Origin of the sequence: Oryzibacillus soli, assembly GCF_051594765.1 — a bacterium.
GTDB lineage: Bacteria > Bacillota > Bacilli > Paenibacillales > NBRC-103111 > Paenibacillus_AR.
In genome coordinates this window covers 35,972-62,055 of the sequence record NZ_JBPPGJ010000003.1, presented here as the reverse complement: position 1 = coordinate 62,055, position 26,084 = coordinate 35,972, and the positions used below count along the sequence as shown (strand labels likewise).

Genomic DNA, 26,084 nt, shown 5'->3' with positions numbered 1-26,084 from the left:
CACCATCCACCATGCTTTGGTATTACGGTCAGGAGATTTTCCGAACATGGGTGTAAGATCATCGGTGCTTCTCCGTCTACAAGTCTCCATTATAAATCAACAGATGTATGATTTCTGTAAAAACCTGTCGAAGAAATAAAATTTATTTACAAATCGCCATCAAAAACAAGGGGCGAAGGACAGGGGGATTTGGTCGCATAATGTCGAAAAAAACAGAAAAATGATCATATAACGGGGCGAATGAGATGAATGTGCATTGCATGCTCTCTCGGGGCTGTTGTACAATGACAAAAAAGTGATGTTATTTTATATGACATGGCGTCAGAGGGGGATGCTTTCATGCTTGACAACCAGATACTTCCGATTCCCTCTGGACAGGTAATGCCCTACTTCCAGCCGATCCTCTCGCTGCAGACCATGTCCGTCATCGGGTACGAAACACTGGGGCGGGAGCTGACCGGCGGCGAAGTCCGCAGCCTGGGCCCCTTCTTCCACGATCCGAACGTGCCCGAGGCCCTGCAGATCTCCGTGGACCGGAAGCTCCGGGGGATGGCCTTCGAGAAGGCGGCCACGGAGCGTTATCCGGGGCTGCTCTTCGTCAATCTGAAGCCGGGCTGGATCTACAAGATGTTCCGGGACACACGGACGCTTCCGACGCTGCAGCTGCTGGAGCGGTACGGGCTGCCGGCCGATCAGCTGGTGGTGGAGATCACGGAGGAAGCCTTCGCAGGGAAGCTGAAGGAGCTCAAGGAGATCGTCGACATCTACCGGCGCCACGGCTGCCGGATTGCGGTGGATGACGTGGGCAGCGGCTACTCCAGCCTGGACCGGATCGCCATGTTCCAGCCGGATATCATCAAGATGGATCTGAAGATTCTGAAGAAAAGCGCCGTTCACGACGGTTACCGCGCGCTCCTGCGTTCGTTCTCCATCATCGCAGAGCAGATGGGCGCCTCGCTTCTGCTGGAGGGCGTGGAGACGGTGGCGGACCTGAACAACGCCATGTCGGCGGGAGCCCGCTACGTGCAGGGCTTCCTGTTCTCGCCGGCCCAGGCGGAGTTCCAGGCACCGGACCGTTACTCCGCCATGCTGCGCACCGAAACAGCCCGGTACGGCAAGGAATCCTTCGCCGCCTACCAGAGGCTGATGGAGACGGAGCTAAGGCTGGTCCAGCTGGCTGAGCATACGGCAGCGGTAGGTTCCGGAGGGGATCCGGACCTCTTGGTGGAGGGGCTGCTCCACGCCGTGCCGGACAATGGCCTCCGGGTCTATCTATGCCGGGAGGACGGGGAGCAGGTCTCGTCCAATTTCGAGCGGGGCCCGGACGGCGCTTGGCGCAAGAATCCCTCCATCCGCGGCTCCAATTGGCTGTGGCGGCCCTATTTTATCCCGAGCATCGTCCATATGCAAAAACAAAGGTCGGGTCTGCTCTCTCAAGCCTACACCGACCTCGATACGACGGAACCGATCCAAACCTATTCCTGTCCCATCGGGGACGACCGGTACCTGTTCCTCGACCTGGTCATCCGTTGATCCATTCCCGCCGGAGGGAGAACAGCTCCTTCAGATCGTCGGTGGACAGCTCGGTGATCCAGCCCTCGCCGCCCCCGACGATCTGCCGGCTCAAGTCCTGCTTGCGCTCGATGAGATCGTCGATGCGCTCCTCCAGCGTCCCCAGGGTGACGAACTTGTGCACCTGGACGTGCCGGTTCTGTCCGATCCGGTAAGCCCGGTCCGTGGCCTGGTTCTCCACCGCCGGATTCCACCAGCGGTCGAAGTGGAACACATGGTTCGCCGCCGTCAGATTCAGACCGATCCCGCCTGCCTTGAGCGAGAGTAGGAACACGCCGTTCCGCTCCGCATCGGGCAGGCTTTCATTTTGGAAGCGGGCCACCATCTCGTCGCGGACCTGCTTGGGGGTGCCGCCGTGAAGGAAAGGCACCTCCTCGCCCAGCTCCTCCTGCAGCACGGTCTTCAGCATGGTTCCCGCCTCGACGAATTGGGTGAAGATGAGGCAGCGGTCGCCCTCCAGGCGCAGCTCCCCCACCATGTCGATGAGCCGCTCCAGCTTGTTGGAGCGCTCGCGCCACTGGACTCCGCCGCGGTGCTCCTTGTTCAGGAGCTCCGGGTGGTTGCAGATCTGCTTCAGGCGGGTTAGGGCGGCCAGGATCAAGCCCCGGCGCTCCATGGGACCCAGCCGGTCCAGACGTTCGAACATGTCCTTGATGTAGTTCTCGTAGAGGGACGCCTGCTCCGGAGTCAGGGAGATGAACACCTTGTTCTCGTCCTTCTCCGGCAGGTCCAGGCGGATGGCCGGATCCTTCTTCAGGCGCCGCAGCAGGAAGGGCCGGATCAGGCGCTGGACCTGTCCGATGAGCACCGGGTCGTTCTGCCGCTCGATGACCTGCACGTAGCGCTGGCTGAACTCCCGCAGGGAGCCGAAGTAGCCGGGGTTCAGGAAATCGAAGATGGACCACAGCTCCGTCAGCCGGTTCTCGATGGGCGTGCCCGTCATGGCGATCCGGTGGAAGCCCTCCAGCCGTCGGACGGCGCCGGACTGCTTGGTATAGGCGTTCTTGATATTCTGCGCCTCGTCCAAGCAGATGCTGCTCCAGTAGACGGTGCCCAGCTCCTTCTCGTCCAGGTGCGCCAGGGTGTAAGAGGTCAGGACCAGATCGGCGGCTTCCGCCTCCTTGCGGAAGTCGTCTCCCTTGGCCCGGCCCGGTCCGTAGTGCAGCAGCACCTTGAGCGATGGGGCGAACCGCTGCAGCTCCTTCTGCCAGTTGCCCAGCACCGAGGTGGGGCAGATCAGCAGGCTGGGGGGCAGTGCAGCGGGGGTGCCGCTTGCGGGTGTCATGGCTTGGGCAGCGGAGGCTTCCTGCTCCTTGACGGCCAGGAGATAGCTGATCCACTGGATCGTCTTCCCGAGGCCCATGTCGTCGGCCAGGCAGCCGCCTAGCCCGAACTGGCGCAGGAAGAGGAGCCAGGAGACCCCTTCGGCCTGGTAGGGCCGGAGCGTGCCCTTGAACCCGGGTGGCGGCCCCTGCATCGGGACGCCCTTGTGCTCCTTCAGCCGTTCGATCAGCTGGCGGAGATGGTCATTCAGCTCCACCTCCAGCTTCAGGTCGAACGTGTCATGCTCCGGATCGAAGTCGGCAACGCCGTCCTCGTCCTCCCGCAGATGAAGCTCCAGCACGTCGCGGAGGGAGAGGCCCTTCCGCTTCTTGACCTGCTTCATCGCCTGCTCGATGGCGCTAAGCGTCTTCGGATCCAGCTGGATCCAGCGCCCGCGGAAGCGGACGAGCCGGCGCTTCTCCTCGATGAGCGTCCGGAACTCCTCCTCCGTCAGCTCCATGTCGCCCACGGCCAGCCGCCAGTCGAATTCCATGAGCTGGGACAGGCCAAAGGCGGAGGCGGCGCCTCCTCCCACGGAGGAGCGGAGCTTGGCGCGCAGCTTGGGGCGCGTGCGGCGCAGCCGCTCCCACCAGGCGGGCAGGAACACGGAGGTGCCCGCCTCGACGAGCCGCAGGCTCCCCTGGGCCAGGAACTCCCACGCTTCGTCGTAGGAGAGTTCGGCCAGGAGCCGTTCCGGCTCCCCGGGGTCGCGCAGTCCGGGCAGGATGTGGAGCCACCGCTCCACATCCCGCGCTGCGCGCTCGTGGTCCGCCTGCCACGCCTCGGGCAGGCGCTCGCCCTCCAGTGGCCGGCCGGCGGTGTCGCAGGCCACGAAGAGATCGGGCTGCTGCCGGTCCTGCAGCAGAATCTGCAGGCGCCACGCCCGTCCCTCCTCCGGCTCTACGAGCTGGAGGCACGTGCGGAAAGGGGCCGTGTCCGGCTTCCAGCCGATGGACACGAGCCAATCCTCCTCGTCCAGCCACAGGTCGGCGGACATGTCTCCCCGGGCGATCCGGGGCACGGTGCCGGACAGCCGCTCCAACGCGTCCTGGAGCTCAGGACGCCGGCGCACCTCGGACTCGATGAGGGAGTCCGTCCAGCTCTTGAAGAGGGGCGAGGATTCGCCGCCTCTTAGCTCCTCCGGCAGCTCCAGCTTCCAGCCGATGGCGCCCTGGCGCCACTTGTCGTAGTCCGGCATCACCTTGCCGGCGGCCAGGGCTTCGCGGATGGCGCAGGCGGCCTTCTTGAGCGGTGCCGTCTCCGGCGCCCACTCGATGGCCGCATGCTGCAGCTCCGAGGTGTCGCAGAAGTAGTGGAGGGCTTCCTCGGCCGCCACCAGCACCCCTTCCTTGCCCAGGAGCTCGGCGGTCTCGATGAAGGTGCCGTAGAAGCTGGGCGCATGCCAGGCGAACAGCAAATACTTCAGCTCCGTGGCATCCACCGAGCCTCCTTGCTTCCGGCTGCCCCAGAGAAAGAGGGAGCCCGCCTGGAGCCAGAAGGCGTGTACCGTATAGGGTCCTGCTGCGATCATAGGGTCCACGGTCCTTTCGCCAACTCTTCCCGGAAGGCGCGCAGCCGCGCGTACTTGACGTGCAGCCGGGCCAAGTAATCCTCCCACAGCTCGGGCTTGCCGAGCTGCTTGTAGAGGCTGTGCAGCTTCTTCATATGGCGGATGGCCAGCTTGTAGGAGTCCCGGTTCTTCTCCATAACCGCCCGTTCCACGGACTGGTGGAAGAGGGGGAGCAGAAGGGACGGGTTATCCGCCTCAACGGTCTTCAGCTCCGCCGTATAGAGGTTGGCGGGCGTGACGCCGGCGGCCAGCTGCAGGTCTACCCATTGCCGGTAGCGCTTGGTCTGCATCAGGTAATCGGTATAGTAGTAATAGCTGCGGGGGAGCAGGGACAGCATGACGCGGAGCCATTCGTCGTCCGACGGCTGGTGCTTCATGGCCTCCACCCAGAAGGCGCAGCCCGCATTGAACTCCTCCTGCTTGGCCTTGGCCAGCACCGGCAGCAGCCAGCGCAGCCACTCCAGCATCCGTCCCCAATCGCCGCTCTCCGCAAAGCGCTCCAAGAGCACGTAGAAATCCGCAAACTGCTTCGTATTCAACTCCTCCAGCCGCTTCATGGCCTCGGCGTCCCGGCCCTCCATGACGTCGAAGGTGGTCAGAGCCAGCAGGAGGCCGTCCCGGGTCCGGGGCGTGCCGGAGGGCTGGTCCAGGAGCAGCTCCAACCGCCGGCGCTCCTTGGCGGCCAGCTCCGCCGCCTCCGATCCGGTGCCGTGGAACAGCTTGAACCACAGGTAGCGGTAGACGTCCGGCCAGTGTACCGGGCCCGTACGGGCCTTGGCGGCTCCGGCTCCCACCAGGGAGAGGGTCTCCTTCCAATGGGCCGGATAGGCATCGGCGGCGGACCGGATGGCCGAATCCTGCGCCGTGTGGTCGCGGAGCTTCTCCCAGCATTGCCCGGAGACGATCTTGCAGCCGTTCTCAATATAGTAGGACAAATACGACGACAGGTTGTCGGTATGGAACTGGTCGATCTTCTTCAGGATGTAGAGCGTCAGATGCAGCCGGTACAGCTCCCGGAGAGGCTCCGGCCAGTCCTTGGCCAGCTCGCCCAAGGTGTCCCAGACCGCTTGCTGGAACTGCTCTACGGAGTGCTGGTTGGAGAGGGAATAGCCGTGAAACCGCTGCTCGAACAGCCGGGCCCACTCCTTCGGGGGCAGCTCCGGCAGGATGGATGCGGCGGGGTCTGCCGGAGTCTTGTCGGCAGACGCCTTGCCCCCAGATGCCTTGGAGGTGCGTCTCCGGGTCAGAATGGACTGCTTTAGCCGCATGAGCAGGAGCTCGGGCCGTCCGTGGGCGGAATACGCGTAGAAGATGACGGCCGCCATATGCTTGCAGTAGCCCTCGAAGGCACAGGTGCACTCGCTCTTCTCGAAGGTCTCCAGATCCAGACTGACCAGGAAAGTGTCCTTGCCCCGGACGTGGGCCTGCAGGATGTAGCCCTGCACCAGGTTCACATGATCGACCAGTCCCCGGTGGAAATATTCCCAGCCCCGTTCCAGGACCGGCAGCTTCATGCGGCGTTCGGCACCGGAGGCGAGGAATTCGATCCGGTTCTTGGGCAGCTTCAGCTTAAGCATCGGTTTCACCTCCATTCCTGCTGTCGTAGCGGCTGCGAAAGCCAGTGCCGCGCGTTGGAATTCCCATCCTTCTAGGGTATGCCGCCGTCCGCTTGCTTACGAATCTTCGGCGGCTTGAATCTCACGAAGGGCGGGAATCCGATCCTTTAATAGTACCCCTTCCGGCTCTTCGTGCGCAAGTTCAGAGCCTGCCCAGCGTCTCCTCGTGAACCATGCAGAGGAACTCCATAGGACCCTTCGGCGTCGGCCGCTCGTACCGGTCGGTGACGACGAAGCCGGCTTTGGCGTAAGCCCTGCGGGCGCGCTCGTTCCACTCGAGGACCTCCAGGTCGATCTCGTCCTCGGGACGGCGCCTCCGGGCCTCCTCCACGATGGTTCGGATGAACGCCGCGCCCAAGCCTTGTCCGCACAGCTCGGGCCTCATGCCGAGGCCCAGACGGGTAACGCCGACCAGTGGGAACAGCTGGGCGTAGCCAATGAGGAAGTCGTCCTCATTCATGATGCAGATGTATTGGGTTTCCCGGATTTGGCTGTCGGCGAACTCCTCGGCGTCCTCTTCCATTTGGGCCCAGGAATTCCATTGGTAGATGTCATAGGGCGGCTCATAGACCCAGGTGCAGATGTCCTGGCAGTGGCGGATATTCATAGGAACGACGTGCAATTTGACGGTGGGGGAATCCGGTCTATCCATGGCGACACTCCCGTTCTTCAATTCGGTATCCTTCCATTGTACCCCTTCGGGGGAACGATGTCGATGCCGGTGCAGCCGCCTTTTGATGCAAAAAAACAGGGTTCCGGTCCATGTCCCCATCCCCCCAGGCCCTTATACAATTCTCGGTATAGCCAACCGGAAGGGGAACAAGAAGATGAAGTGGAGTATCAGAGCGGCGGAGGGGAAGGACCGGGAGGGGCTGGTCCGGTTGATGGAGGCGTATATCGTCGATTTTTACGGCCGTCCCCATCCGGGGGAGGAGCGTCTGGCGGACCTGTTGGACCGATTGTCGGAGGGAGCCGTAGGCACGCAATTCGTAGCGGAGCAGGAGGGGCGCCTGGTGGGATTCGCCACGCTGTATTTTGGTTGGAGCACGCTCCGGGCCCGTCCCGTCCTGGTCTTGAACGATCTGTATGTGGAGGAGGCATGCCGGGGCACGGGTGCCGCACGGGCGCTGTTCGAGGTGTGCCGGGGGTACGGTGCGGAGCATGGCTATGCGGCCATGAGCTGGGAGACGGCGGAGGACAACGAGCGGGCCCAGGCATTCTACGCGAAGATGGGCGGCGTCCGGGGAACGTGGGTGAGTTATTCGGCGGACATGGTATAATAAGGGCATCATGCAGCCCTCTGGGCAAGGGAGATGAATACATGACCGGCGGGAAGTCTTTCATCATCGGCATGGAGCAGGTACGGGACAAGCTGATTCAAGGGGAAAAGCTCGCACTGGCCGATTGCCGCTTTCAGCTGGGCCAGCCAAAGTCGGGGCGGACGGAGTACGAGCAGGGGCACCTGCCCGGTGCGGTCTACTGGGATCTGGAGGAGGACCTGTCTGGACCGGCGGCCGTCCACGGCGGACGGCATCCGATGCCGGATCTGGGCAAGCTGCTCTTGAAGCTGGGAGAGCGGGGCATCGACCATGAGACCACGGTGATCGCGTATGACGATCAAGGCGGGGCCATGGCTTCCCGGTTCTGGTGGCTGCTCCGTTTCTTGGGCGCCTCCAACGTCTATGTGATGGACGGCGGGTATGGAGCCTGGGTGAAGGCGGGCTATCCCGTAACGGACGAACCGCCGGCGGATCCGGTGCCGACGGTGTTCGGCAGCCGGGTGAAGAACAGCCAGCTGATGGTCATGGAGGACGTGCGCGAGCGGTTGAACCGGCCGGACGTGGTGCTGATCGATTCCCGGGAGGAGCGCCGGTACCTGGGGCTGGAGGAGCCCATCGACAAGATGGCCGGACATATACCGGGGGCGGTTAACCGGTTCTGGAAGGACGTTATGGGGCCGGACGGCCGGTGGAAGTCTGCGGAGGCGCTGGCGGAGCGCTTTGCCGGAATCCCGGCGGAGAGCGAGATTATCGTGTACTGCGGGTCCGGCGTGACGGCCTGTCCCAATGTGCTGGCGCTGGCGGAAGCCGGACGCCCCGACGCCAAGCTGTATCTGGGCAGCTGGAGCGATTGGATCTCCCACGGGGACAACCCGATTGCGGTGGGCGACGAGGAAAAAGAATAAACCCGCGCGGGACGCCGGTTGGAGGGCTGTGACAGGTTGCCGGGAGGCGGGCTGTTGCGGCCTTCATTTTGTTTCGCTTAACACAACAACCCGCTGAAAGCTGTCGCGGCGGGGGCGATGAATCTTACAGATCAAGCGTACGCAAGTTCGACATCAGGAAGGGCAGCACTTGCTCGATGAATGGTTCCGCTGGAACCTCCTGCCTTTGACTCCACTTCACAACCACTCCATAAATCGACCAACTGATCATGGTTGCGACCCATTCAAGCCTCTGCCGTTCTTCCGGCTGGAGCTCCTTGACATGCGCCATACATGAGAGGATGACATTGTACAACTGCAACTTGGCATTGTCCTCTATCGCCTGCGACAGGGTCCGCCGCGCATTCAACTGCTTCGTCATTTCAATCTGCCATTCACAGACGGCGAGCATGAGATTGCGCAACAGCTCCGGACCCTGCATTCTCGTACCGGTTGGAATCCTCGCAGATAGAATCTCCGTAAATGCCCCGCTCATCGTCAACTCTAGCAATTCATATTTATCCTGAAAATGGTTATAAAAGGTTGCCCGGTTCAGCTCGGCCCGATCCATAATATCTTGAATCGTGAGGTCTTCAAAGTCCATTTCTGCCAGTAAAGCCGTAAAGGCTTGCTGGATATATTTCCTCGTTCGTTTCACACGAGGGTCATTCGGGTTCACGAAACCCATCCGAACCATCTCCTAGTCCCGCGAGCCCGCGGCCGATAAGTACAATATCGACCGTCTGTCGTCTAAACAACAGATCGGCGCTTCTGATTATTGATCGGCATTGAGGTTGTTATTACTATGTTAATTGACAACTGTTGTCTAATCAACATGAATAGCTTCATTTACGCGGGGGAGTGGGAACAATGAAGGACCTGTTTATAGCAGGAGGTACTTCCGGAATGGGACGAGGGCTGGCCATTCATTATTTACGCCAGGGCAGCAGGGTGACGGTAGCCGGCAGCAACCGCCTCCGGGGCATGGAATTTCTTGACGAGGCAGCACGTCTCGGAGCCGCAGACCGGGCAGCTTTTATTCAAGCAGATCTACTATCCTTGTCTGAGAATCGCCGTGTTATGGAAGAAGTCCAACAGCGGCACGCATCGCTTGACGGACTGGTACTCACAGCGATGCAGCAATTTCCTAAGCGTAAATTGACTCAGGATGGTTACGAAAGCACATTAGCGCTCTATTATGTCAGCCGGTTTATTCTTAGCTATGGTTTGACGGAATTGTTGGAGAAGGGGACCAATCCGGTCATCGTAAGCATCGGTGGCACCGGAATGACGAAGGGTGCCGTTCATTACGATGACCTTACCCTCCAACAGGGGTATAGTCTGATGAAGGCGACCCTACAGGGAGGACGTGCGAATGACCTGCTGGGGGTTGCATATGCCGAGAACCACAAGACCGGGAAGACGCGGTTCATACTTATCCATCCGGGATATACCCATAGCGGCACGAACCATGTGGCCCAGCCCTTCAAAGGCATCCTGCGCGTCTTGGGCAAGCTCTTCGCGCAGCCAGTGGAGAAGAGTATTCAACCGATCATTCAACTGATGGACAGCCCGCCGCTGCAGCCTCTAATCGCTTGGGACCGTACGAAGGCGGTGGATCTCAATCTTCCCACGCTCAGTCAGAAGGAAGCGCAAAAATTGTATCAGCTGACCAAGCATATTCTTTAACATTGCAGAGGATGATCTTGGGAATATTCCCAAAAAGGATGTACAAAAATCTGGAATAGGTATAAGATTTTGGGTGAACAGGAACGTCCCCGAAACGGTAATGAAGGGAAGGTGGGGCATGGCTTCTCGATGGATGTGGGCAAGCCAAACGATTATCCTTCTAGGAGCGGTATTCGTACTGGCAGGATGCGAGGAACAGACGAATTCCGCCCAGGAGACGGAATCGGCGGCAGTGGTGTCGACACCGTCAGTCCTGGCTTCAGCGGGTCCGGTGAAGACCGCCGAGCCCCAGACTCCGTCGATGGAGCAATTGGTGGAACGGTACAAGGGATTGGAGCTCATCGACGCTCATAACCATGATGCCAGCGATTCTCGGTATCAATCCCAGCTGGGGTTGTGGAAGCAGACCGGTCTTGGCAGGACCGTATTGTTCGGGGATGTATCGGAGCCCAGTGCGGTCGGTACGGATGCCGTAGCATGGGAGGCCTACCTCAAGTACCCGGACCGGGTCATTCCTTATTTCTCCGGCTTCGACCTGCATGATCCGGGATGCCTTCAGGTGATCCGCGGCAATCTGGAGAAGGGCTATTTCGGCTTGGGAGAGATTGCGGTAGCTTCTACGAATTCGCCGGTCGTCTCGAAGGTGGCCTGGAAGGCCAATGACCCGATGGACGGCTACCTGCCCCAAATATATGACCTTATTGCCGAATACAACGCTCCGATCTTAATCCATCTGGATCCGGTCGGCGGGGAGCCGTTGGCCAAGCTGGAGCAAGCACTGGAGGAGCATCCGGACACCATCTTCATCTTCGGACACATCAATGCGTACAATTCCCCGCAGGAGACTGAGCGGCTGATGGCGAAGCATCCGAATTTGTATGGGGATTTTTTTGCCGGGTTCACCTTGTATAATCCCGACGGGGGCGGCAAGGCGGAGCCGTTCCTCCCGGTGCTGAAGAAATATGCGGACCGGTTTATGCTAAGTACGGATTCAGGCTATGGCATAACGGAAGTACGGGCGATCGAGGCCATGTACCGGGTGCTGGACCAGTTGGGCGACCCCGTGGTGCAGAAGAACATTGCTCATGACAACCTGATGAAGCTGCTGCAGGCCCAGCCGGCGACCCAGACACAGCTGAAGGAGCTTAGGAAGCAGGGCGCAGGCGGTGCGGGTACGGAAGCGGCGCCGCAGAAGCTATCCAAGCTGGAAGCGGGCCGGTTGTTGGCGCAGGCCCCCAAGGGATGAACCATACAAGATATAGCGGAACGAACCGGGCTCTCCACCAGCACGGTATCCAGGGCGCTGAACGATAGCTACGGGGTATCCCCTCGGACGATTGATATGGCGAAGCAGGCTGCTGCCGAGCTGGGATACGTGCCCAATACGGGGGCTAAGCAGCTGGTCACGCGTAAGAGCAACCTGATCGGGGTGTTCATGCCGGAGTTCGAATTCGAATCACCACAGCTTATGGTCCGGGAATCCGTTACCCGGGTGATCCATAATTACAAGAGCATCAATAATCTAAGAGACAGGGGATGGCGGCTATGCCTGAGGTCTTGAAGGCGTATACACAAGCGGTACCGGAGCTTCGGTTCGTCGGGAAGAAATACGGGGAAGAGGACCGTGTGAACGGCGGCTTCGGTCAGCAGTGGGGCGAATGGCTTCAGAACGGATGGTTTCAGGTGATCGAGCGGCAGGCGGGCGGACCGGAGCGTCTTCGCAGCTTATATGAGGATGGGGACGCCTACATCGGATTAATGCGGTGGAAGGACGGGGAACCCTTCCAATACTGGATCGGAATGTTCGTCTCCCCGGATTGTGAAGCTCCCGCCGGCTACGAATCGGTCGATTTTCCGGCATCGATACTGGGTGTGTGTTGGCTGCACGGGATGGAGCCCGATATATACGGCAAGGAGGAGCTCTGCGCATGGGAGCTGACGGAGCTGGGCTATACGATCGCGAAGGACGGCGATCAAGCGTACTGGTTCTTCGAGCGGTATGCATGCCCTCGGTTCACGGATAAGGATGAAGAGGGCAAGGTCATATTGGATATCTGCCATTATGTGAAGTCCTGATTGGCCTGACGGCGTTAAGGCGCTTTAGACGCAAGTGAAGGAATTGGACCAGAGCGGAAGCAGGCTCTAGTCCAGTTCCATTTTTTTTGTGTCCGAAGGAGGCGTGTATGGTGGGCGGCTGCCCAACTTCTCCAAATGTTCACCTCTTGTAGTCCAATCTTCCCACTTTAATTTTCCATTTCCATGATACATTTAGGCGGTTCGAGCGCTATGCCGGCGGTCATCCCGGTCATTCAATTCGAGAGCGCGGGCGTTCTCGATTATGTCTTGATCTGGCTGGGCGTGTCGGTGGCCATGCATGCTTTTCCGAGCACGGGGGATGCAGGCAACATCTGGTCTCTCCTGAAGCGCCGGGAAACCCCGGTCCTGGTCAAGCTGGCCGGAGCTCCGATCGTCGGTCTGATCTATCTCGGTGCGGTGGGATCCTTCTTCTGGCTGGATGCCGTGTACGGCGTTGCCGTCGCCGGGTTGATGCCCTATCTGCTGGTGCATGTGATCGTGTGATAGAGTGTTAAAATTCCATAGGGAGGGTTTATCGGATGAAAATTGAAGGCGTTGAAGGGATGACCGTCGAACAGGTCCAGGAGGAAATTCAGCAAGGCGGAAGGTTCGTTCTCTATCAATACTGCATCTCCGTCCTGGTGCTTACCTTCCGGCGAAGCTCTTCCATTCACTTCGTCAAATACGGGGAGAGCGCGGTAGGGAAGGGAATGAAGTATACCGCTGTCAGCGTGCTGCTCGGCTGGTGGGGGATTCCTTGGGGACCGATCTATACCATCGGCTCGCTGGTCCGGAATTTGGGGGGCGGCAAGGATGTTACGCAGGAGGTCATGAGCTCTATCTGCGGGGAGCAGCAGGGTGCTGCTTAGAGCAAGCCGAAGAACCGGGTGGTCCGTAACCGCCCGGTTCTTCTTATTGGCGAGATTCCGGCTGCAGCGGATCTTCGAGAAGCGTCAGAGCAGCTCCTGCAGAATCTCCCAGAAATCCTGGACGTGGCTGAAGACGGTCCACGTCTGAAGGTCGGGGCTCTGGGACACCGACATCCAGCTTACTCCGAACGTGCGGATGCCGGCAGCTTGGCCCGCTGCGATATCGGCGTGGCTGTCGCCCAGGAAGAGGGCTTCGTCCTCTGTTGCCCCTAGGGCGCTCAAGGCCTTACGGATCCCCTCCGGATGGGGCTTGGGCCGTTCGGTATCCTCGCCGGTGACCGCCACATCCCAGAGGCCGGTCAGCTGAAGCGCTTCGGAGGAGATGTCCAAGGCCCGCCTGCTCTTGCCCGTCACGATGCCGACCCGGATGTCCCGTTCCTTCAGGAACCGGAGCAGGAAGAGAATATCCCGGTCCGGGGTCATGCCCTCCGCATGCTTCCGGCTGTAGATCTCGTAAAAGTCCTCGATCGCCTGCGGTAGAGCCGCTTTGTTGGCCAGATGCGTCTCCAGGATCTGGTCCTCCGTCGGCCCGAACATGGCCACCAGCTCCTCTACGGTGACGGTCCGTTGATCATATCGGGCGAACACTTCCTGGAACGCATGGAACGCTGCGGGCAGCGTGTCGGCCAAGGTTCCGTCGAAATCGAATAAAACCGCTTTCAGAAGCATGTCTCCACATCCCTTCATTGTCCGTTCTTCTTCCAGCATAACATGGACAAGGGCGCCCCTCTATATGGAAGATGGCATAATTCATGGATATTTTGGGGAAAATAACGGCGCCAAGCGGCTGGAGACGGCGGGGGATGAGGATGAGCGGGAGTGCGTACTGGTATCTGAGCCTTATATTTGTCAGCATGGCGCTGCTGGCTGTCGTGCTTATCCGAACCAAAGCTATACGAGCGCTGCTCCTGTTTCTCATGATGACGCAGATCGCCTTCTTGATCGAGACGGTCATCTATATATTCGGGAGCAGCTATTTTTATCGCCCGGGGTTTATCCAGCACAGCGAATACTATGACAGCAACTTAGGGGCGTTGACCTCCAATATGGCGGTCATACCCGCCGTGGCGGTGTTCATCGCCTCCTTCCGGCTGGGCTGGCCCATGCGGCTTGTCTTCATAGGGGTTATAGCCGTAGTAGAATGGGTGTTCGTAAAGCTGGGGCTGTATTCGCTGACATGGTGGAGGATCGAGTACACCGCATTGGGACTGCTGGTGTACCTGCCTGCTGCCGAATGGGTCAACCGCAGGATCAGCCGTCCAGCTGTGGGCGGAATCCATACGCTTCTTCTCTTCCTGGCAACGGCCCCCATCTTGGGGACACTGCATATCCTGCCGATCATACTGTTCGGCAACCGTGCTTATCATCCCGGATGGTTCAGCAACCCGGATCATGATACGACGGCGTTCGCTTCGCTCTATTATTTAGGAAACAGCTTGCTTCTAATCTTGGCCGTGAAGCTGGGGATACGTATGTCTATGGGACTGCGGTTTATCCTGTTGATCGCCGTATTCCTGCTCATTACCGTCTTCCTGCAGGCATGGGGACTTCTTGAAATCCGGGACTGGTGGGATCCGTGGTTCTATTGCTTATTTCCAGCGGCCGTATTTTTCCTTGCGTCTGCGATGGATCGGAGATTAGCTCAGGGAACGTAGGGGCTTCTATGATGAAAGATAAAACGGCACCCGTTTTCGCGTATGCGATGGGGGTGCCGTTTTTCTGGTGCTGCCGGCTAACGATTAGGTAACGAGGAATTCCAGGATGATGGGAGCGCCAGGATCCAAGACATCTCCGCCCGGGATGGTAATGGTCGTTGTGGTGACGGTGGAAGTGTCGGCTGTTTGAAGAATCCCGTTAATGAACAGATTGTAGAACGCGAAGGCTGCCGGGAATGCGGTTGCGGCCGCTCCAGTATCCGCCGTAAAGGCAGTGGCTGCGATGGCAAAGGTAGCACCGGTACCGGTGCCGGCGCCGGCAGTCGAGATGAATCTCCGGTTGTTCAGATAAGGTCCAACAACAATGGGCATGTTCTGCACCTCCCTTCCACCCTAGTAGATGCAGAGGAGGTTCGGAGTGTAAGGGGACGTACCCAACATTTACAAAATTAGGTTATTACTTGAGCGGAAATTTGCACGCCTTCCAGGCTGACCGGTGTACCCGCATAGAGTGTGCCGCCATCCGAATGAAGAAGCAGTTCGTTCGGAGTCACGGTGAATGTGCCTCCCAGTTGAATCTGGCCGTTCAGGAACAGGTTGTAATACCCGCTGTCTCCCGGTTCGACGAATAAGGTAACCGGTTGATCCAGGTCGCCGATGAATGAGGCTGCCGGAATGGCGACGGGCCCCGACAAATCCAAGTCGGTGCCGGGAATGAAGAGATAGCGGAAGACATTCGCTGTTATGGCCACGGCGGGGACGGTGACCTCTCCGGGCGGACCCTGGGGTCCGGGAGGGCCTGCGGGCCCTTGCAGGCCGGGGGCGCCGGGAGGGCCTGCTGCGCCTGCCGGACCAGGAGGACCGGAGGGCCCGGGGGGACCGGCGATGCCTGCAGGACCGGGCAGCCCGGCAGGCCCAGGAGAACCGGGCGGTCCATAGGGCCCCATCGGTCCCGGCGGACCTGCCGGCCCGGGTACGCCGAACCGGCAAGGGCCGGATGGTCTCCCTGGACCGGTGCCGCGGCCCTTGCATCCCGGCGGACGCCCGGGACCGGGCGGCTTGTGGGGCTTCGGGAGCCCGAGCCTCCTTCCGCAACGCTGCAAGCAGGGCGCCAGGAAGAGTGGTGGGAGGCAAGGGTGCGGCGGCCTGTGTTTTTTACGGGACGAGGCCGGCGTCTTGAGCGCAGGCCGTTTCATTTTCGCACAGCGCAGGGGCTGGGATTTCTTCGCATTCAGGATGTTTTTCACGAGGCTCCCTCATTTTTGAAAATGGGTTATTGCTTATAGGTACGCGGCTCGGGCTCGGATGGAGTGGACGGTTGCCCGGCCCGGGATAAAGTTCATACCCCAACGTTGGGAAGCCGCCGGCGTGAAGCATGAACGCCAAAGAACCCCGCCGTTCCCGGCGGGGCCATCTAAGGGCGATGGGGCTCTTATCCTGCGTTCATCTCGGTTACGATCATCCATTGGATGCCGAATTGATCCTCGAACTGGCCGTAATAGGGACCCCAGAAAGCAGGCTCCAGCGGCTGGCTCACCTTCCCGCCCTTGGACAGGTTGTCGAAGGCTTGGCGGGCTTCGGGCTCCGTCTTGAATTCCAGCAGCAGGTTCACGTTGTTCCCGCGCTGGAGCGGCTCCATCATGGAGTCGGCCATGAAGAGGTTGACTCCCGCGACATTCAGGCACAGGTGCAGCACCTTGTCCTTCAGCTCCTCCGGCATACCCGGCGCTTCGGCTCCGGTGGTGATGCTGACAATCTCTCCGCCCAGCGCCTCGATGTAGAAGGCGGCTTGCGCTCTTGAATCCTCGCAGATCAGGTAAGAAATGTGCTTGGCCATCATGGACAACATCCTCTCATGGATTAAGTTGGAATCCTTCTCGAACTTATTGTACCAAGAAGAGCCCGTCTCCATTTCTTACGGATGATCATCTTCATCCACCGGGAGCGTGAATCTACAGATTCGCCAGAAGCACCACCGGGCAGTGGTCGCTGCCCAGAACGTGGGCGTCGATCTGCGCGTCCGTCAGCCTGTCCGCCAGCCGGGCGGAGGCCAGGAAGTAGTCGATGCGCCAGCCCACGTTCCGCTCCCGCACCTTGGGCATGTTGGACCACCAGCTGTAGGCGTCCGCCCGGTCCGGGTAGAAGTGGCGGAAGGTGTCGAGGAAGCCGGCCTCGAGGAGCCGCGTCATCTTCTCCCGCTCTTCATCGGTAAAGCCGGAGTTGCCCCGGTTTCCCTTGAAGTTCTTCAGGTCGATCTCCTGGTGAGCCACGTTCAGGTCGCCGCAGACGATGACGGGCTTCTTGGCGTCCAGCACCTGCAGATAGCGCAGGAACCGGTCCTCCCACTCCAGCCGGAATTCCAGGCGGGACAGGTCCCGGCGCGCATTGGGCGTGTAGACGTTCACCAGGTGGAAGGCGTCGAATTCCAGCGTGATCGTCCGGCCCTCCGGCTCCGAATCTTCCTCCAGCCCATAGCGGACTGAAAGCGGCGTGTGCTTGGTGAAGACGGCTGTGCCGGAGTAGCCTTTTTGCTCGGCGTAGTTCCAGTAGGCGGTATATTCCTCTCCGAGCGGCAGGTCCAGCTGCCCGGCTTGGAGCTTGGTCTCCTGCACGCAGAAGATATCCGCCTCCGCCTCGCGGAAGTAATCCAGGAATCCCTTGTTGACGCAAGCGCGCAGTCCGTTGACATTCCATGATACCAGCTTCATCGGTGGTCCTCTCCCTCTTGTATCGTGCTCTATGATTTTCTCCAGTCTATCACAAAACGTCCTCCGGATCCTGCTAGAGCCCCTCCGGCCGCCTCTTGACGGGCATCCAAATATGGGATAACATGGGGAACAAGTTCATAACTCGTTATCGTGCCGATGAAGAGAATCCAACTCGGAGGCGCTCCCGCCAAGTCGGCCCCGCACTTCGGGGCAAGGCTAAGGGAGACGGAATTCGCCCGTTACCGCGGAACCAAAGGGGAGATCCTGCCTGACCGCAGGATTCTCAAATTGGGTGGCACCGCGAGCAGACGCTCCTCGTCCCAATCGGATGAAGGGCGTCTTTGTGTTTTTATTCTACGGTCGAGGAGGAGTTAAGCATGGCGGAACGGCGGTATAATTTCAATCCGGGTCCGGCGGCATTGCCGCTTGAAGTGCTGGAGCAGGCGAAGGAAGAGTTGGTGGAATACGGGGAATCCGGGCTGTCCCTGTTGGAGATGTCCCACCGGAGCAAGATCGTGGAGCGGCTCAATGCGGAGACGCAGAGCCTTCTCTTGGAGCTGCTGGGACTTAAGGAAGGGTACCATGCCCTGTTCATGGGAGGCGGTGCCAGCACGCAGTTCGCGCTGGTGGCCCAGAATTTTCTCGTGCCGGGCAAGGTAGGGAACTATATGCTCACGGGCAGCTTCTCGGAGAAGGCGTACAGTGAGGCAGGCTACGTCGGCCCGGTTCACGCTGCGGCCAGCTCCAAGGATGCAGGCTGGAGGAGCATTCCTCGGCTGGAGGAGGTCCGCCTGGAGGATCCGGCGGCGTATCTGCACATCACCTCCAACAACACCATCGAGGGCTCGCGGTACAACGTGCTGCCGGAGACGGGGGATGTGCCGCTGGTGGCGGACATGACGAGCGATATCCTGGGCCGCGTTATCGACTGCGGCAAGCTCTCCCTCTTCTATGCCGGCGCACAGAAGAATCTGGGTCCGGCAGGGGTGACGGCGGTAGTCATCCGGGACAGCTTCCTGGAGAAGGCCTCTAAGAATATCCCGGTGATCCAGCGGTATGCTACCTTCGTGAAGGAGAAGTCGCTGTACAACACACCGCCGGTTCACACCATCTATATCATGAACCTGGTCTTGAAGTGGACGGCGGCGCTGGGGGGCGTCCCGGAGATGGAGCGGCGGAATGCGGAGAAGTCGGGCCTGCTCTACCGGGTCATAGACGGCAGCGGCGGCTTCTACCGGGGAATCGTGGAGCCGGAGTGCCGGTCCCAGATGAACGTGACCTGGCGGATGGCGGATCCGGAGCTGGAGCGCCGGTTCTTGGCGGAATCGGAGCGTGCGGGCTTCGAGGGGCTTGGGGGCCACCGGAGCGTCGGCGGTCTCCGGGCGTCGGCCTACAACGCCGTACCTTTGGAGGCCTGCCAGGCGCTGGCGGACTTTATGGTGGAGTTCCAGCGGGTGAACGGATAAGATGGAGGGCCCCGTTTTTTTGTGAAAAATGGTTATTGACCTTCTCGTTACGTTAAGGTGTACATTGGTCTTGTCGGGAGGGAAGCAGCATGGAATATACGATACAGAAGCTTGGGGCTCTGGCGGGGGTCAGCACCCGGACGCTCCGGTTCTACGATGAGATCGGGATTCTGAAGCCGGCCAGAATCAACTCGTCGGGATACCGGATCTATGGAGGAGCGGAGGTGGACCGGCTGCAGCAGATTCTCTTCTACCGGGAATTGGGCTTCAGTCTGGAGCGGATCAAGGAGATCGTCACCGACCCGCACTTCGACGGGCCCCGGGCGCTCAAGGAACACCGGGAGCAGCTCCTCGACAGGCGCAGACAGCTGGATGCGCTGATTGCCAATGTGAACCAAACCATAGCGATGCATGAAGGGAGAATGACCATGAGTGACACGCAGAAATTCGAGGGCTTCAAACAGAAGCTGGTGGACGACAACGAGAAGAAGTATGGTCAGGAGATCCGGGAGAAATACGGGGATGACACCGTGAATCAGTCCAACCGGAAGCTGTTGAACATGACCCAGGAGCAGTACGACGAGGTGACCCGCCTAGCTGCCGAGGTTACGGAGACGCTGGCAGCGGCCTTCCAGACCGGCGACCCGGCCGGCGAGCTGGCCCAGAAGACCGCGGAGCTGCACAAGCGGTGGATCTCGTACTACTGGCCGGAATATACGAAGGAGGCTCACGCAGGCGTCGCCCAGATGTATGTGGACGATGAACGCTTCAAGGCGTACTACGACGAATTGCAGCCGGGGACGGCGGAATTCCTGCGGGACGCCATTCATATATATACCGGATTCAAGCAGGAATAAGGAGAGAAGGGTTGCTTCCGCGGCGGAATGGCTGCGGGGGCGGCCCTTTTTGGCTTGTCTGGGGGATGGTGGTAGAATGAGGGCAGAAGAGAATGAGCTAGGAGGGGAAGCGGAATGGCCGTATATATCGCCCTGCTGCGGGGGATCAACGTCGGGGGCAAGAACAAGATTCCGATGGCCGAGCTGAAGAGCCGGCTGGAGGGCATGGGGCTGGAGCGGGTCCAGACGTACATTGCCAGCGGGAATGTGCTGTTCGAGACGGGAGAGACGGAGGAGCTTGAGCTGAGGCGGCGGCTGGAGGCGGAGATTCTGGCGGGCTTCGGCATCTCCCTGACCGTGGTGCTGCGGACATCGGAGGAGTGGGAGCGGATCGTCCGCACGTGTCCTTACCGGGAGGAGGATCTGCCGGAGGGAGGCAGCATCCAGTTGTCTCTTATGATCGAGCCCCCCACGGACAAGCAGATCGAACGGCTCTTGGAGGGCAAAAGCGAGCTGGACCAGCTTCACGTCCAGGGGCGGGAGATCTACTTCCGGCTTGGCCAGAGCATGCTGGATTCCAAGCTGATGGACAACCTGGCCAAGCTGAAGGACGTAGTGACCACGCGGAATTGGAACACCATCAAGAAGCTGGCGGGCTTGGCTGTGGCAAGGAAGTAGGAGCAGGTCCAGCTTCTGCTTCTGCTGTGGCTTCGGCTGGAGTTCCAGTTCCAGTTCCAGTTCCAGGGAGAGTGCTCATCCGGATGTATTCCTCGGGGGTATGACCGACCATACTCTTGAAGTCGCGGATAAAGTGGCTTTGGTCGTAGTAGCCCAGGTCTGCCGCCAGATCCGGCCAGCTGGGCGGGGCGCCCTGGACGAGACGGTCGGCCACTTCGAGCAGACGGTAGCGGCGGATGACCCATTTGGGGCTGACGCCGACATATTTCAGGAAGAGCCGCTGCAGGACCCGCGGGGAGAGATGAAAGCGCTCCGCCAGGGGTTCTACCTGGGTGAGCGTGCGGTCTGTCCGGGTCTCCTCGATGATAGCGCGGATCAGCGGCAGATGCTCGTCCCGGACGGGAGGGAGCTGCGCCAGCAGATAAGCCTCGGCCTGCCGCAGCATGCCGTCGTCGCTGTCCGCCGTCAGAATGGCGGCTTCGGCCTCGGCGATATCCGGGCCGAACACTTGGCGGACGGGGGTATAGAGGCCGGTAAGCCGCTGAACGGGCTGGCGGACGAACGGGTAGAAGGCGCCCGGCCGGAATTTGATGCCGCAGACGAAGCTCCGGTCCCGCAGCACCCGGCTGAACTTCTCCTGGAGAACGCCCACCACGGAGGATTGCTCCGGCTCGAACACCAGATGGACGGAGGGGTGGGGCAGATTCTCCGATACGTACGGCTCCCGGCCGCGGAGATCCCAGCGGACGATCCAATAATGCTCGATGTAGGGCTCGAGCCGCTCCTCCGTCGTATGGTAGAGATGCAAGGTCATCTTATCCTGCCGTGACGCGTGATGCAGCAGGCCGCTCGGCCTCTTGGCTGCCGGTTCCATGTTCAACACCACCCAGGGCGACATTTCCAGCCCATTCTACCACACTGCAAGCCGCGTGTACCAATGAGCTGGGCCGATGGATCCGAGGGAAGGGGCTGTTATTATCTCTTATTTATTCCGCCACAGTGTATGCACGGATCATCGACATACTTGAATAAGCCACATTTCCAACAAACTTCTGAAGTTCTATTTTGGGGTTTTGGTATCTTCATTGTATTCGCCAGTGCATGGTCTGCTTCGTAAAATATAGAAAGGGTTTCATAATAGATCGAAGGATCAACCCCCTGTTTATAGTCCCGGTGTATTCTGCTCGCTACATGAAGTGGTTCTATGAAGTGGTCATTTGTTACAGCCATCTCCATGATACGGCCATACTTTGAAGCTATTTCTTCTGCTTCTTGCTTGTTGTAACCGTAATGATCTACAAGCAGGTCCCTGACATCCCTCTGAAAAAAGTACGCCTTCTTAAGCCAATTTTCTTCTCTCATGTGTCTACCATCTCCCAGAAGTGATGGTTTTTATTATAGCATCATCGAATGAAAAAGTGCCCCCAAGGGTCAACTGTGATTACCGGTGTGTGCACAAAACATCCAGTTGGTCCAAGCCAACTAGAAGAATGAGAAGAGGGATGGGTATACCCGCAAAACAAAAGGCAGCCTCCGGAATGGAAGCTGCTGTTCGAGGCGGCCGTCGTGGTGTTGCTCGGCCCGTACTGCCTCTTGACGATTATTCATGTGCTGCAGCTGCTTCATGTTTCTCCGCCATACGCCACAGACTCACCCCGCAAACGCCACCAGCACCACTCCTACGGCAATCAGACCGATGCCGGCTCCGCCCAGGAGGCTCAGCTTTTCGCCGAGGAACGCAACGGCAATAATGGTAGCCAGCACCACGCTCAGCTTGTCTACCGGAGCGACCTGCGAGACCTTCCCGTGCTTCAGAGCCAGGAAGTAGAAGAGCCAGGAGGCCGCTCCGGCACCGCCGCTCAAGACGATGAACAGCAGGGTCTTGCGGTCGGCGAAGAGCGTCTGGATCTTGCCGAGATTGCCCTGGGCCCATACGACTCCCACCAGCAGTAGGGACATGATGATGGCCCGGACGGCCGTAGCGGTGTTGGAGTCAACGGATTTTAACCCAATCTTGCCGAAAATGCTGACCAATGCCGCCGTCAAGGCGGACAGCAGAGCGTAAACCAGCCACATGCGGGATCACTCCTCCGATCGTTGGGATAGATGCGGGATTGTTCAGTGTGCCCAGACCAAGGGACATACATCCGCCCGCCAGGCCAAATAAAAACCGGCGGAAAGGGGTCTCCGCCGGTCATCGTGTCAGGATTTGAGATCTTTGAAGAACGGTTTGTAATATTCCAATTTGGTGGTTTGGGTGTTTTTGTGAACCCATTTGCCGTCCGCGTTCTTCTCAACCTGGAAGACATAGAGCAGCACCCCGCCCAGCGCATCGTTGCAGTAGGCCGCATAGTACCCTTCCTTGATGCTGACCGCTTCGACGAGGAACACGTCGACCACCTTCGGAAGCTGAGGCAGGTCAGGGATTGGAAGGCCTCCGTACATCAGCGGGATCTGAGTCTTCACGAGATCGTTCAGCTTGCTGATCAGCTCCGGGTCCCGGGTTCCGGCCACCGGGGGGGTGGCGGACATATTCATGGCCGGCGTTTCCTTGAACAAGCGCTCCGCTTCCTCGCTCAGCACATAGAGATTGCCCGTGTAGGTATCCTCGGACTTCGTCAGCGCCCGGACATCCACGCCCATCAGGGCCAGGTCCGCCGCCCGGTAGTATTTGACCCCATTGAGATAGGTCCCGACCAACGTATAAGTGCCTCCGAGGTAGGTCACCTGGTAGGCGAACGGATGCTCAACGGTAATGGCATTATAAGGGCCGCGATTCGGCTCCTCCAGCACGGGCTGCCCGTTATAGCGGGAGTTGATGTACACCGTGCGGGTTTCTTCCTTCCAGCCGACGGTGGCGTTCAGGAGCTCGCCGATCTTCCGGAGAGGCAGGTAGCTGGAGTCGTTGTACAGAAGAACCGGCTTGTCCAAGGCGACGGGCTTGCCGTCGAGAACGATATTGAAGTCGGGGCGCAAGTAAGCCTCCACCTTCTGGATGCCATCCGATGCCCACACCCCCGCAGAGAAGCAAGTCCCCATTAATCCTGCCAGCAGCAGCGCCTTTTTCCATGTGCCGTTCATTGTAGTCCTCCTCTAATACCCATCTGCTGCCTATTTTACCACGAAAACCTGTCGAACGGACGACAATTTTCCGTCTATATGTCGAACCATAAGCCAAGAGCCCCCGGCCCGTACGTCATACGGATCGGAGGCTCTGTCTCATGCCAAGAAAAGGGCGTTACTTCTCCTCTACCGGGACCGCCTTGTAGCCTGCGGCAAGGTAGGCCTCCGCCTTCGGATGGGTGATGACCTGAGCGTACATATGCCCTGGTATCGGGGTGCCGAGCTTGTAGCGGATCTCGGCGGTTTGATCGTCCTTGAAGACGATGCCGGTGATGGCCAGCGTGTAGCCGGCGTTGGGTTTTTCGCCCCAGGAGAGGGTAATCCGATTGACGTCGCCGTTCACCGGCGACACCGCCAGCTCCACCTGACTGTCCGCATTCACCCCATCTTGGGCCTTCGCGAATTCCAGGGTGTTATAGAGCATGACGGCGGCATCCCGGCGGGTGATGGCCTTCGTGGGGTGGAACTTGCCGTCCCGGTCAAGCTCTACGATCTTGGCGTTCAGCAGCAGCTGCAGGCTGTGGCGGTAATCGGGATGGACCTCCGACTCGTCGGCAACATGGTACAGCATCTTGGTGAAGCTGTAATCGCCCTTCAGCAGGAGGGTGGACAGCAGATCATGGGCGAATTCCTCGCGGGTCATATGGGCGGAGGGATCGATGGAGCGCGGCAGGGGAAGCTTGTTGGCGCCTGCAATGACGAAGGACGGTGCATACCATGCATCGTTGGGCACCCGGTCGAAATAGTCGCTGGCTAGAGGCTCCTTCATGAACAGGAAAGCGGCGAGACTCAGATCGAAGCCCTTGACGAGCAGGTGGACGCCCTCCGCATTAGTCAGCGCTTTCTGGCCCATAAAAGAGCCGTTGATGCCGCTGATGATGCCTCTTTCCTGCAAGGAGGCGATCTTGGCCCGGTCGGGGCCTTCCGGCAGATCGTCGAAGGCGAAGGCGGCGGTGCTGAAGAGCATTGTGAACGCCAGCGCCAAAGAAAGGATGAAGCTCCATTTTTTCATCATCCATCACTTCCTTTTCAATAGTTTCGTACTTTAAACGGGTTCCATGTCCAAAAGGTTGCAGGAAAGCGGCCATCGGGCGTAGACTTTTATTAGCATGGGCGATTGTGGTACGATTTATTTGGAAGAATTAGGACGGCACCGATATTGTGAGAGAAAAGAAGGGAACTGAACATGAACGAGATCGGATTGGTGTTGGAAGGCGGAGGGATGAGGGGCGTATATACGGCGGGCGTGCTGGAATGCTTCCTGGAGAACGGCGTTGACATTCCCTATGTAACGGGCGTATCGGCGGGGGCGTGCAATGCGGCCTCCTACATCTCCCGGCAGACGGGGCGCAATAAGAAGGTCACCATCGATTATGTCACCCACCCGCGGTACCTGAGCGTCCGCAACCTGTTCCGGGAGAAGAGCCTGTTCGGCTGGAGCCTGATCTTCGACGAGATTCCGAACAAGCTGGTCCCCTTCGATTACGAGGCGTTCTACGGGAATCCGGGCCGGTTCTGGGTTGGCATGACGGATGCGCTGACCGGCGAGACGGTCTATGCGGAGAAGAGCGACACGTTGGGGCAGCGGGACATTCTGACCGTCATCCAAGCCTCCAGCAGCCTGCCGTTCGTCTCCCCTCCGGTGGAGGCCGGGGGAAGAGTGCTGTTCGACGGGGGAATCTCGGATCCGATTCCGATCCACAAGTCCGCCGCCGACGGCAATAAGCGTCATGTGGTGGTGCTGACGAAGCCCGAGGGCTACCGGAAGAAGCCCTTCAAGCACCGCTGGCTGGCGGATCGGTTCTATCCCAAGTACCCGGGACTGGCGGAGGCCATGGAGCGGCGTTATCGGATCTATAACGAGACCCTGGACGAGACGGAGGCGATGGAGCGGGAGGGGCAGGTGCTCCTGATCCGGCCCAGCGCGGAGCTGCCGGTCGGACGGGTGACGAAGGATCCGGCCAAGCTGACCGCCCTGTACGAGCTTGGTTTCCGGGATGCAGAGCAGGCTCTTCCGAGGCTTAGGGAGTGGGGCTTGTAGAGTCTGAGAGGGGATCGCTGCAGACTTTTGGCATTTTGTCATTCTCCTGTCATCGAAGGGGCTTAGAATCGGTGAGGCAAGGATGAAGAATGTGAGGAGGATGCGACATGTTGTGGAAAAAAACATTGGCCGGCGGACTTGCCGGCCTCCTGCTGACCGTTGGAGCGGCCGGTGCCGTATTCGCAGCGGATGCGGAGGGGACGACGTCTGGGGGCACCTCGAAGGCGGGGCATTGGACGGAGCGACTGGCCAAGCTGGAACAGAAGGCTGCAGCGGAAGGAATGACCGTGGACCAGTGGATCCAAGCCAAAATTTCCGGCCGGGCCCAGAAGGACGAGAAGCTGCAGGCTGCTGCAGCGAAGAAGGGCGTCACCGTGGACGAGCTGAAGAGCCAACGGGCCGACGTGAAGGCCAAGGCCGAGGCTCAGGGCCTGACGGTGAAGGAATACCTGAAGCAGCAGAAGGAGGCCAAGCTGGCCGAGAAGAAGGCGCAGATGGAGGCCAAGCTGCAGAAGAAGCTTGCGGAGATCCAGCAGAAGTGGGCGGATCGCCAAGCTGCCAAGCAGACACCCAAGCAGCCTTAAGCGATGGTGACGAAG

General features: G+C 59.6%; 29 protein-coding genes. 15 read left to right on the top strand and 14 right to left on the bottom strand.

Annotation, left to right across the window (positions count from 1 at the left end):
* Positions 1-339 precede the first annotated feature (339 nt).
* A complete protein-coding gene (locus ACSEXW_RS04465) occupies positions 340-1,533 on the top strand; it encodes an EAL domain-containing protein (protein ID WP_438444902.1) in 1,194 nt (397 codons plus the stop codon).
* On the opposite strand, the gene ACSEXW_RS04460 is transcribed toward ACSEXW_RS04465, so the two are convergent.
* The 3 genes from ACSEXW_RS04460 to ACSEXW_RS04450 form a co-directional block, all read right to left on the bottom strand.
* Positions 1,523-4,426: a DEAD/DEAH box helicase gene (locus ACSEXW_RS04460; protein ID WP_438444901.1), complete on the bottom strand. Its 2,904-nt coding sequence runs from the start codon at positions 4,424-4,426 to the stop codon at positions 1,523-1,525. The two genes, ACSEXW_RS04465 and ACSEXW_RS04460, sit on opposite strands and share 11 nt — an antisense overlap.
* Positions 4,423-6,042 carry an SWIM zinc finger family protein gene (locus tag ACSEXW_RS04455; protein WP_438444900.1) on the bottom strand — a complete coding sequence of 540 codons (1,620 nt, stop codon included), beginning with the start codon at positions 6,040-6,042 and terminating at the stop codon, positions 4,423-4,425. Before ACSEXW_RS04455 ends, ACSEXW_RS04460 begins: the two co-directional genes overlap by 4 nt.
* A 181-nt stretch (positions 6,043-6,223) precedes the next feature.
* Positions 6,224-6,733, bottom strand: a complete 510-nt coding sequence (locus tag ACSEXW_RS04450) for a GNAT family N-acetyltransferase (protein WP_438444899.1) — start codon at positions 6,731-6,733, stop codon at positions 6,224-6,226.
* A gap of 175 nt (positions 6,734-6,908) precedes the next feature.
* On the opposite strand from ACSEXW_RS04450, the gene ACSEXW_RS04445 reads away from it, so the two are divergent.
* On the top strand, positions 6,909-7,361 hold the full coding sequence (locus ACSEXW_RS04445; RefSeq protein WP_438444898.1) for a GNAT family N-acetyltransferase: 453 nt from the start codon (positions 6,909-6,911) through the stop codon (positions 7,359-7,361).
* Positions 7,362-7,402: 41 nt separating this feature from the next.
* Entirely contained in the window at positions 7,403-8,266 is an 864-nt protein-coding gene (locus ACSEXW_RS04440) for a sulfurtransferase (protein ID WP_438444897.1), read from the top strand.
* Between the two features lie 124 nt (positions 8,267-8,390).
* On the opposite strand, the gene ACSEXW_RS04435 is transcribed toward ACSEXW_RS04440, so the two are convergent.
* Positions 8,391-8,972 carry a TetR/AcrR family transcriptional regulator gene (locus ACSEXW_RS04435; protein ID WP_438444896.1) on the bottom strand — a complete coding sequence of 194 codons (582 nt, stop codon included), beginning with the start codon at positions 8,970-8,972 and terminating at the stop codon, positions 8,391-8,393.
* 218 nt (positions 8,973-9,190) lie between these two features.
* On the opposite strand from ACSEXW_RS04435, the gene ACSEXW_RS04430 reads away from it, so the two are divergent.
* The 6 genes from ACSEXW_RS04430 (at position 9,191) to ACSEXW_RS04405 (ending at position 12,918) form a co-directional block, all read left to right on the top strand.
* Positions 9,191-9,973 carry an SDR family NAD(P)-dependent oxidoreductase gene (locus ACSEXW_RS04430; RefSeq protein ID WP_438444895.1) on the top strand — a complete coding sequence of 261 codons (783 nt, stop codon included), beginning with the start codon at positions 9,191-9,193 and terminating at the stop codon, positions 9,971-9,973.
* Positions 9,974-10,091: 118 nt separating this feature from the next.
* A complete protein-coding gene (locus tag ACSEXW_RS04425; protein ID WP_438444894.1) occupies positions 10,092-11,219 on the top strand; it encodes an amidohydrolase family protein in 1,128 nt (375 codons plus the stop codon).
* Positions 11,220-11,222: 3 nt separating this feature from the next.
* Positions 11,223-11,534, top strand: a complete 312-nt coding sequence (locus ACSEXW_RS04420; protein WP_438445200.1) for a LacI family DNA-binding transcriptional regulator — start codon at positions 11,223-11,225, stop codon at positions 11,532-11,534.
* Positions 11,519-12,049, top strand: coding sequence for a GyrI-like domain-containing protein (locus ACSEXW_RS04415; RefSeq protein WP_438444893.1), 531 nt, complete (start codon positions 11,519-11,521; stop codon positions 12,047-12,049). Before ACSEXW_RS04420 ends, ACSEXW_RS04415 begins: the two co-directional genes overlap by 16 nt.
* 210 nt (positions 12,050-12,259) lie before the next feature.
* Entirely contained in the window at positions 12,260-12,553 is a 294-nt protein-coding gene (locus ACSEXW_RS04410) for a hypothetical protein (protein WP_438444892.1), read from the top strand.
* A gap of 35 nt (positions 12,554-12,588) precedes the next feature.
* Positions 12,589-12,918, top strand: a complete 330-nt coding sequence (locus ACSEXW_RS04405) for a hypothetical protein (RefSeq protein ID WP_438444891.1) — start codon at positions 12,589-12,591, stop codon at positions 12,916-12,918.
* Between the two features lie 84 nt (positions 12,919-13,002).
* On the opposite strand, the gene ACSEXW_RS04400 is transcribed toward ACSEXW_RS04405, so the two are convergent.
* The gene (locus ACSEXW_RS04400; protein WP_438444890.1) at positions 13,003-13,647 is read right to left on the bottom strand and encodes an HAD family hydrolase; all 645 of its coding nucleotides are present in this window, start codon (positions 13,645-13,647) and stop codon (positions 13,003-13,005) included.
* Positions 13,648-13,787: 140 nt separating this feature from the next.
* Between ACSEXW_RS04400 and ACSEXW_RS04395 the strand changes: the two genes are divergently transcribed.
* A complete protein-coding gene (locus ACSEXW_RS04395) occupies positions 13,788-14,633 on the top strand; it encodes a hypothetical protein (RefSeq protein ID WP_438444889.1) in 846 nt (281 codons plus the stop codon).
* Positions 14,634-14,717: 84 nt separating this feature from the next.
* Here ACSEXW_RS04395 and ACSEXW_RS04390 read toward each other — a convergent pair whose 3' ends face one another.
* The 4 genes from ACSEXW_RS04390 to ACSEXW_RS04375 all read right to left on the bottom strand — a co-directional run bounded on the left by ACSEXW_RS04390 (position 14,718) and on the right by ACSEXW_RS04375 (position 17,341).
* The gene (locus ACSEXW_RS04390; RefSeq protein WP_438444888.1) at positions 14,718-15,005 is read right to left on the bottom strand and encodes a DUF4183 domain-containing protein; all 288 of its coding nucleotides are present in this window, start codon (positions 15,003-15,005) and stop codon (positions 14,718-14,720) included.
* A gap of 77 nt (positions 15,006-15,082) precedes the next feature.
* Positions 15,083-15,385, bottom strand: coding sequence for a DUF4183 domain-containing protein (locus tag ACSEXW_RS04385; protein WP_438444887.1), 303 nt, complete (start codon positions 15,383-15,385; stop codon positions 15,083-15,085).
* Positions 15,386-16,065: 680 nt separating this feature from the next.
* Positions 16,066-16,473 carry a VOC family protein gene (locus tag ACSEXW_RS04380; RefSeq protein ID WP_438444886.1) on the bottom strand — a complete coding sequence of 136 codons (408 nt, stop codon included), beginning with the start codon at positions 16,471-16,473 and terminating at the stop codon, positions 16,066-16,068.
* Positions 16,474-16,585: 112 nt separating this feature from the next.
* Positions 16,586-17,341, bottom strand: a complete 756-nt coding sequence (locus ACSEXW_RS04375; RefSeq protein ID WP_438444885.1) for an exodeoxyribonuclease III — start codon at positions 17,339-17,341, stop codon at positions 16,586-16,588.
* A gap of 377 nt (positions 17,342-17,718) precedes the next feature.
* On the opposite strand from ACSEXW_RS04375, the gene serC reads away from it, so the two are divergent.
* From serC to ACSEXW_RS04360, 3 genes are all read left to right on the top strand, one after another.
* Positions 17,719-18,807, top strand: coding sequence for a 3-phosphoserine/phosphohydroxythreonine transaminase (gene serC, locus ACSEXW_RS04370; RefSeq protein WP_438444884.1), 1,089 nt, complete (start codon positions 17,719-17,721; stop codon positions 18,805-18,807).
* 89 nt (positions 18,808-18,896) lie between these two features.
* Positions 18,897-19,664 (top strand): MerR family transcriptional regulator, encoded by a 768-nt coding sequence (locus tag ACSEXW_RS04365; RefSeq protein WP_438444883.1) that lies wholly within the window; start codon positions 18,897-18,899, stop codon positions 19,662-19,664.
* A gap of 114 nt (positions 19,665-19,778) precedes the next feature.
* The gene (locus tag ACSEXW_RS04360) at positions 19,779-20,321 is read left to right on the top strand and encodes a DUF1697 domain-containing protein (RefSeq protein ID WP_438444882.1); all 543 of its coding nucleotides are present in this window, start codon (positions 19,779-19,781) and stop codon (positions 20,319-20,321) included.
* Here ACSEXW_RS04360 and ACSEXW_RS04355 read toward each other — a convergent pair.
* The 5 genes from ACSEXW_RS04355 to ACSEXW_RS04335 all read right to left on the bottom strand — a co-directional run bounded on the left by ACSEXW_RS04355 (position 20,284) and on the right by ACSEXW_RS04335 (position 24,459).
* Positions 20,284-21,195, bottom strand: coding sequence for an AraC family transcriptional regulator (locus tag ACSEXW_RS04355; protein ID WP_438444881.1), 912 nt, complete (start codon positions 21,193-21,195; stop codon positions 20,284-20,286). The two genes, ACSEXW_RS04360 and ACSEXW_RS04355, sit on opposite strands and share 38 nt — an antisense overlap.
* Positions 21,196-21,296: 101 nt before the next feature.
* Positions 21,297-21,683: a hypothetical protein gene (locus ACSEXW_RS04350; protein ID WP_438444880.1), complete on the bottom strand. Its 387-nt coding sequence runs from the start codon at positions 21,681-21,683 to the stop codon at positions 21,297-21,299.
* Between the two features lie 288 nt (positions 21,684-21,971).
* The gene (locus ACSEXW_RS04345) at positions 21,972-22,397 is read right to left on the bottom strand and encodes an EamA family transporter (protein ID WP_438444879.1); all 426 of its coding nucleotides are present in this window, start codon (positions 22,395-22,397) and stop codon (positions 21,972-21,974) included.
* A gap of 126 nt (positions 22,398-22,523) precedes the next feature.
* Positions 22,524-23,402 (bottom strand): stalk domain-containing protein, encoded by an 879-nt coding sequence (locus tag ACSEXW_RS04340; RefSeq protein WP_438444878.1) that lies wholly within the window; start codon positions 23,400-23,402, stop codon positions 22,524-22,526.
* A 157-nt stretch (positions 23,403-23,559) separates the two neighbouring features.
* Entirely contained in the window at positions 23,560-24,459 is a 900-nt protein-coding gene (locus tag ACSEXW_RS04335; protein WP_438444877.1) for a protease complex subunit PrcB family protein, read from the bottom strand.
* 171 nt (positions 24,460-24,630) lie between these two features.
* On the opposite strand from ACSEXW_RS04335, the gene ACSEXW_RS04330 reads away from it, so the two are divergent.
* On the top strand, positions 24,631-25,485 hold the full coding sequence (locus tag ACSEXW_RS04330; RefSeq protein ID WP_438444876.1) for a patatin-like phospholipase family protein: 855 nt from the start codon (positions 24,631-24,633) through the stop codon (positions 25,483-25,485).
* Between the two features lie 107 nt (positions 25,486-25,592).
* Positions 25,593-26,069, top strand: a complete 477-nt coding sequence (locus tag ACSEXW_RS04325; RefSeq protein ID WP_438444875.1) for a hypothetical protein — start codon at positions 25,593-25,595, stop codon at positions 26,067-26,069.
* The last annotated feature ends 15 nt before the right edge of the window (positions 26,070-26,084 follow it).

Excerpts from the sequence above, each read along its gene's own strand:
- ACSEXW_RS04465 (WP_438444902.1), top strand. The coding sequence starts at position 340 with ATGCTTGACAACCAGATACTTCCGATTCCCTCTGGACAGGTAATGCCC.
- ACSEXW_RS04460 (WP_438444901.1), bottom strand. The coding sequence starts at position 4,426 with ATGATCGCAGCAGGACCCTATACGGTACACGCCTTCTGGCTCCAGGCG.
- ACSEXW_RS04455 (WP_438444900.1), bottom strand. The coding sequence starts at position 6,042 with ATGCTTAAGCTGAAGCTGCCCAAGAACCGGATCGAATTCCTCGCCTCC.
- ACSEXW_RS04450 (WP_438444899.1), bottom strand. The coding sequence starts at position 6,733 with ATGGATAGACCGGATTCCCCCACCGTCAAATTGCACGTCGTTCCTATG.
- ACSEXW_RS04445 (WP_438444898.1), top strand. The coding sequence starts at position 6,909 with ATGAAGTGGAGTATCAGAGCGGCGGAGGGGAAGGACCGGGAGGGGCTG.
- ACSEXW_RS04440 (WP_438444897.1), top strand. The coding sequence starts at position 7,403 with ATGACCGGCGGGAAGTCTTTCATCATCGGCATGGAGCAGGTACGGGAC.
- ACSEXW_RS04435 (WP_438444896.1), bottom strand. The coding sequence starts at position 8,972 with ATGGGTTTCGTGAACCCGAATGACCCTCGTGTGAAACGAACGAGGAAA.
- ACSEXW_RS04430 (WP_438444895.1), top strand. The coding sequence starts at position 9,191 with ATGGGACGAGGGCTGGCCATTCATTATTTACGCCAGGGCAGCAGGGTG.
- ACSEXW_RS04425 (WP_438444894.1), top strand. The coding sequence starts at position 10,092 with ATGGCTTCTCGATGGATGTGGGCAAGCCAAACGATTATCCTTCTAGGA.
- ACSEXW_RS04415 (WP_438444893.1), top strand. The coding sequence starts at position 11,519 with ATGCCTGAGGTCTTGAAGGCGTATACACAAGCGGTACCGGAGCTTCGG.
- ACSEXW_RS04410 (WP_438444892.1), top strand. The coding sequence starts at position 12,260 with ATGCCGGCGGTCATCCCGGTCATTCAATTCGAGAGCGCGGGCGTTCTC.
- ACSEXW_RS04405 (WP_438444891.1), top strand. The coding sequence starts at position 12,589 with ATGAAAATTGAAGGCGTTGAAGGGATGACCGTCGAACAGGTCCAGGAG.
- ACSEXW_RS04400 (WP_438444890.1), bottom strand. The coding sequence starts at position 13,647 with ATGCTTCTGAAAGCGGTTTTATTCGATTTCGACGGAACCTTGGCCGAC.
- ACSEXW_RS04395 (WP_438444889.1), top strand. The coding sequence starts at position 13,788 with ATGAGCGGGAGTGCGTACTGGTATCTGAGCCTTATATTTGTCAGCATG.
- ACSEXW_RS04390 (WP_438444888.1), bottom strand. The coding sequence starts at position 15,005 with ATGCCCATTGTTGTTGGACCTTATCTGAACAACCGGAGATTCATCTCG.
- ACSEXW_RS04380 (WP_438444886.1), bottom strand. The coding sequence starts at position 16,473 with ATGATGGCCAAGCACATTTCTTACCTGATCTGCGAGGATTCAAGAGCG.
- ACSEXW_RS04375 (WP_438444885.1), bottom strand. The coding sequence starts at position 17,341 with ATGAAGCTGGTATCATGGAATGTCAACGGACTGCGCGCTTGCGTCAAC.
- serC (WP_438444884.1), top strand. The coding sequence starts at position 17,719 with ATGGCGGAACGGCGGTATAATTTCAATCCGGGTCCGGCGGCATTGCCG.
- ACSEXW_RS04365 (WP_438444883.1), top strand. The coding sequence starts at position 18,897 with ATGGAATATACGATACAGAAGCTTGGGGCTCTGGCGGGGGTCAGCACC.
- ACSEXW_RS04360 (WP_438444882.1), top strand. The coding sequence starts at position 19,779 with ATGGCCGTATATATCGCCCTGCTGCGGGGGATCAACGTCGGGGGCAAG.
- ACSEXW_RS04355 (WP_438444881.1), bottom strand. The coding sequence starts at position 21,195 with ATGGAACCGGCAGCCAAGAGGCCGAGCGGCCTGCTGCATCACGCGTCA.
- ACSEXW_RS04350 (WP_438444880.1), bottom strand. The coding sequence starts at position 21,683 with ATGAGAGAAGAAAATTGGCTTAAGAAGGCGTACTTTTTTCAGAGGGAT.
- ACSEXW_RS04345 (WP_438444879.1), bottom strand. The coding sequence starts at position 22,397 with ATGTGGCTGGTTTACGCTCTGCTGTCCGCCTTGACGGCGGCATTGGTC.
- ACSEXW_RS04340 (WP_438444878.1), bottom strand. The coding sequence starts at position 23,402 with ATGAACGGCACATGGAAAAAGGCGCTGCTGCTGGCAGGATTAATGGGG.
- ACSEXW_RS04335 (WP_438444877.1), bottom strand. The coding sequence starts at position 24,459 with ATGATGAAAAAATGGAGCTTCATCCTTTCTTTGGCGCTGGCGTTCACA.
- ACSEXW_RS04330 (WP_438444876.1), top strand. The coding sequence starts at position 24,631 with ATGAACGAGATCGGATTGGTGTTGGAAGGCGGAGGGATGAGGGGCGTA.
- ACSEXW_RS04325 (WP_438444875.1), top strand. The coding sequence starts at position 25,593 with ATGTTGTGGAAAAAAACATTGGCCGGCGGACTTGCCGGCCTCCTGCTG.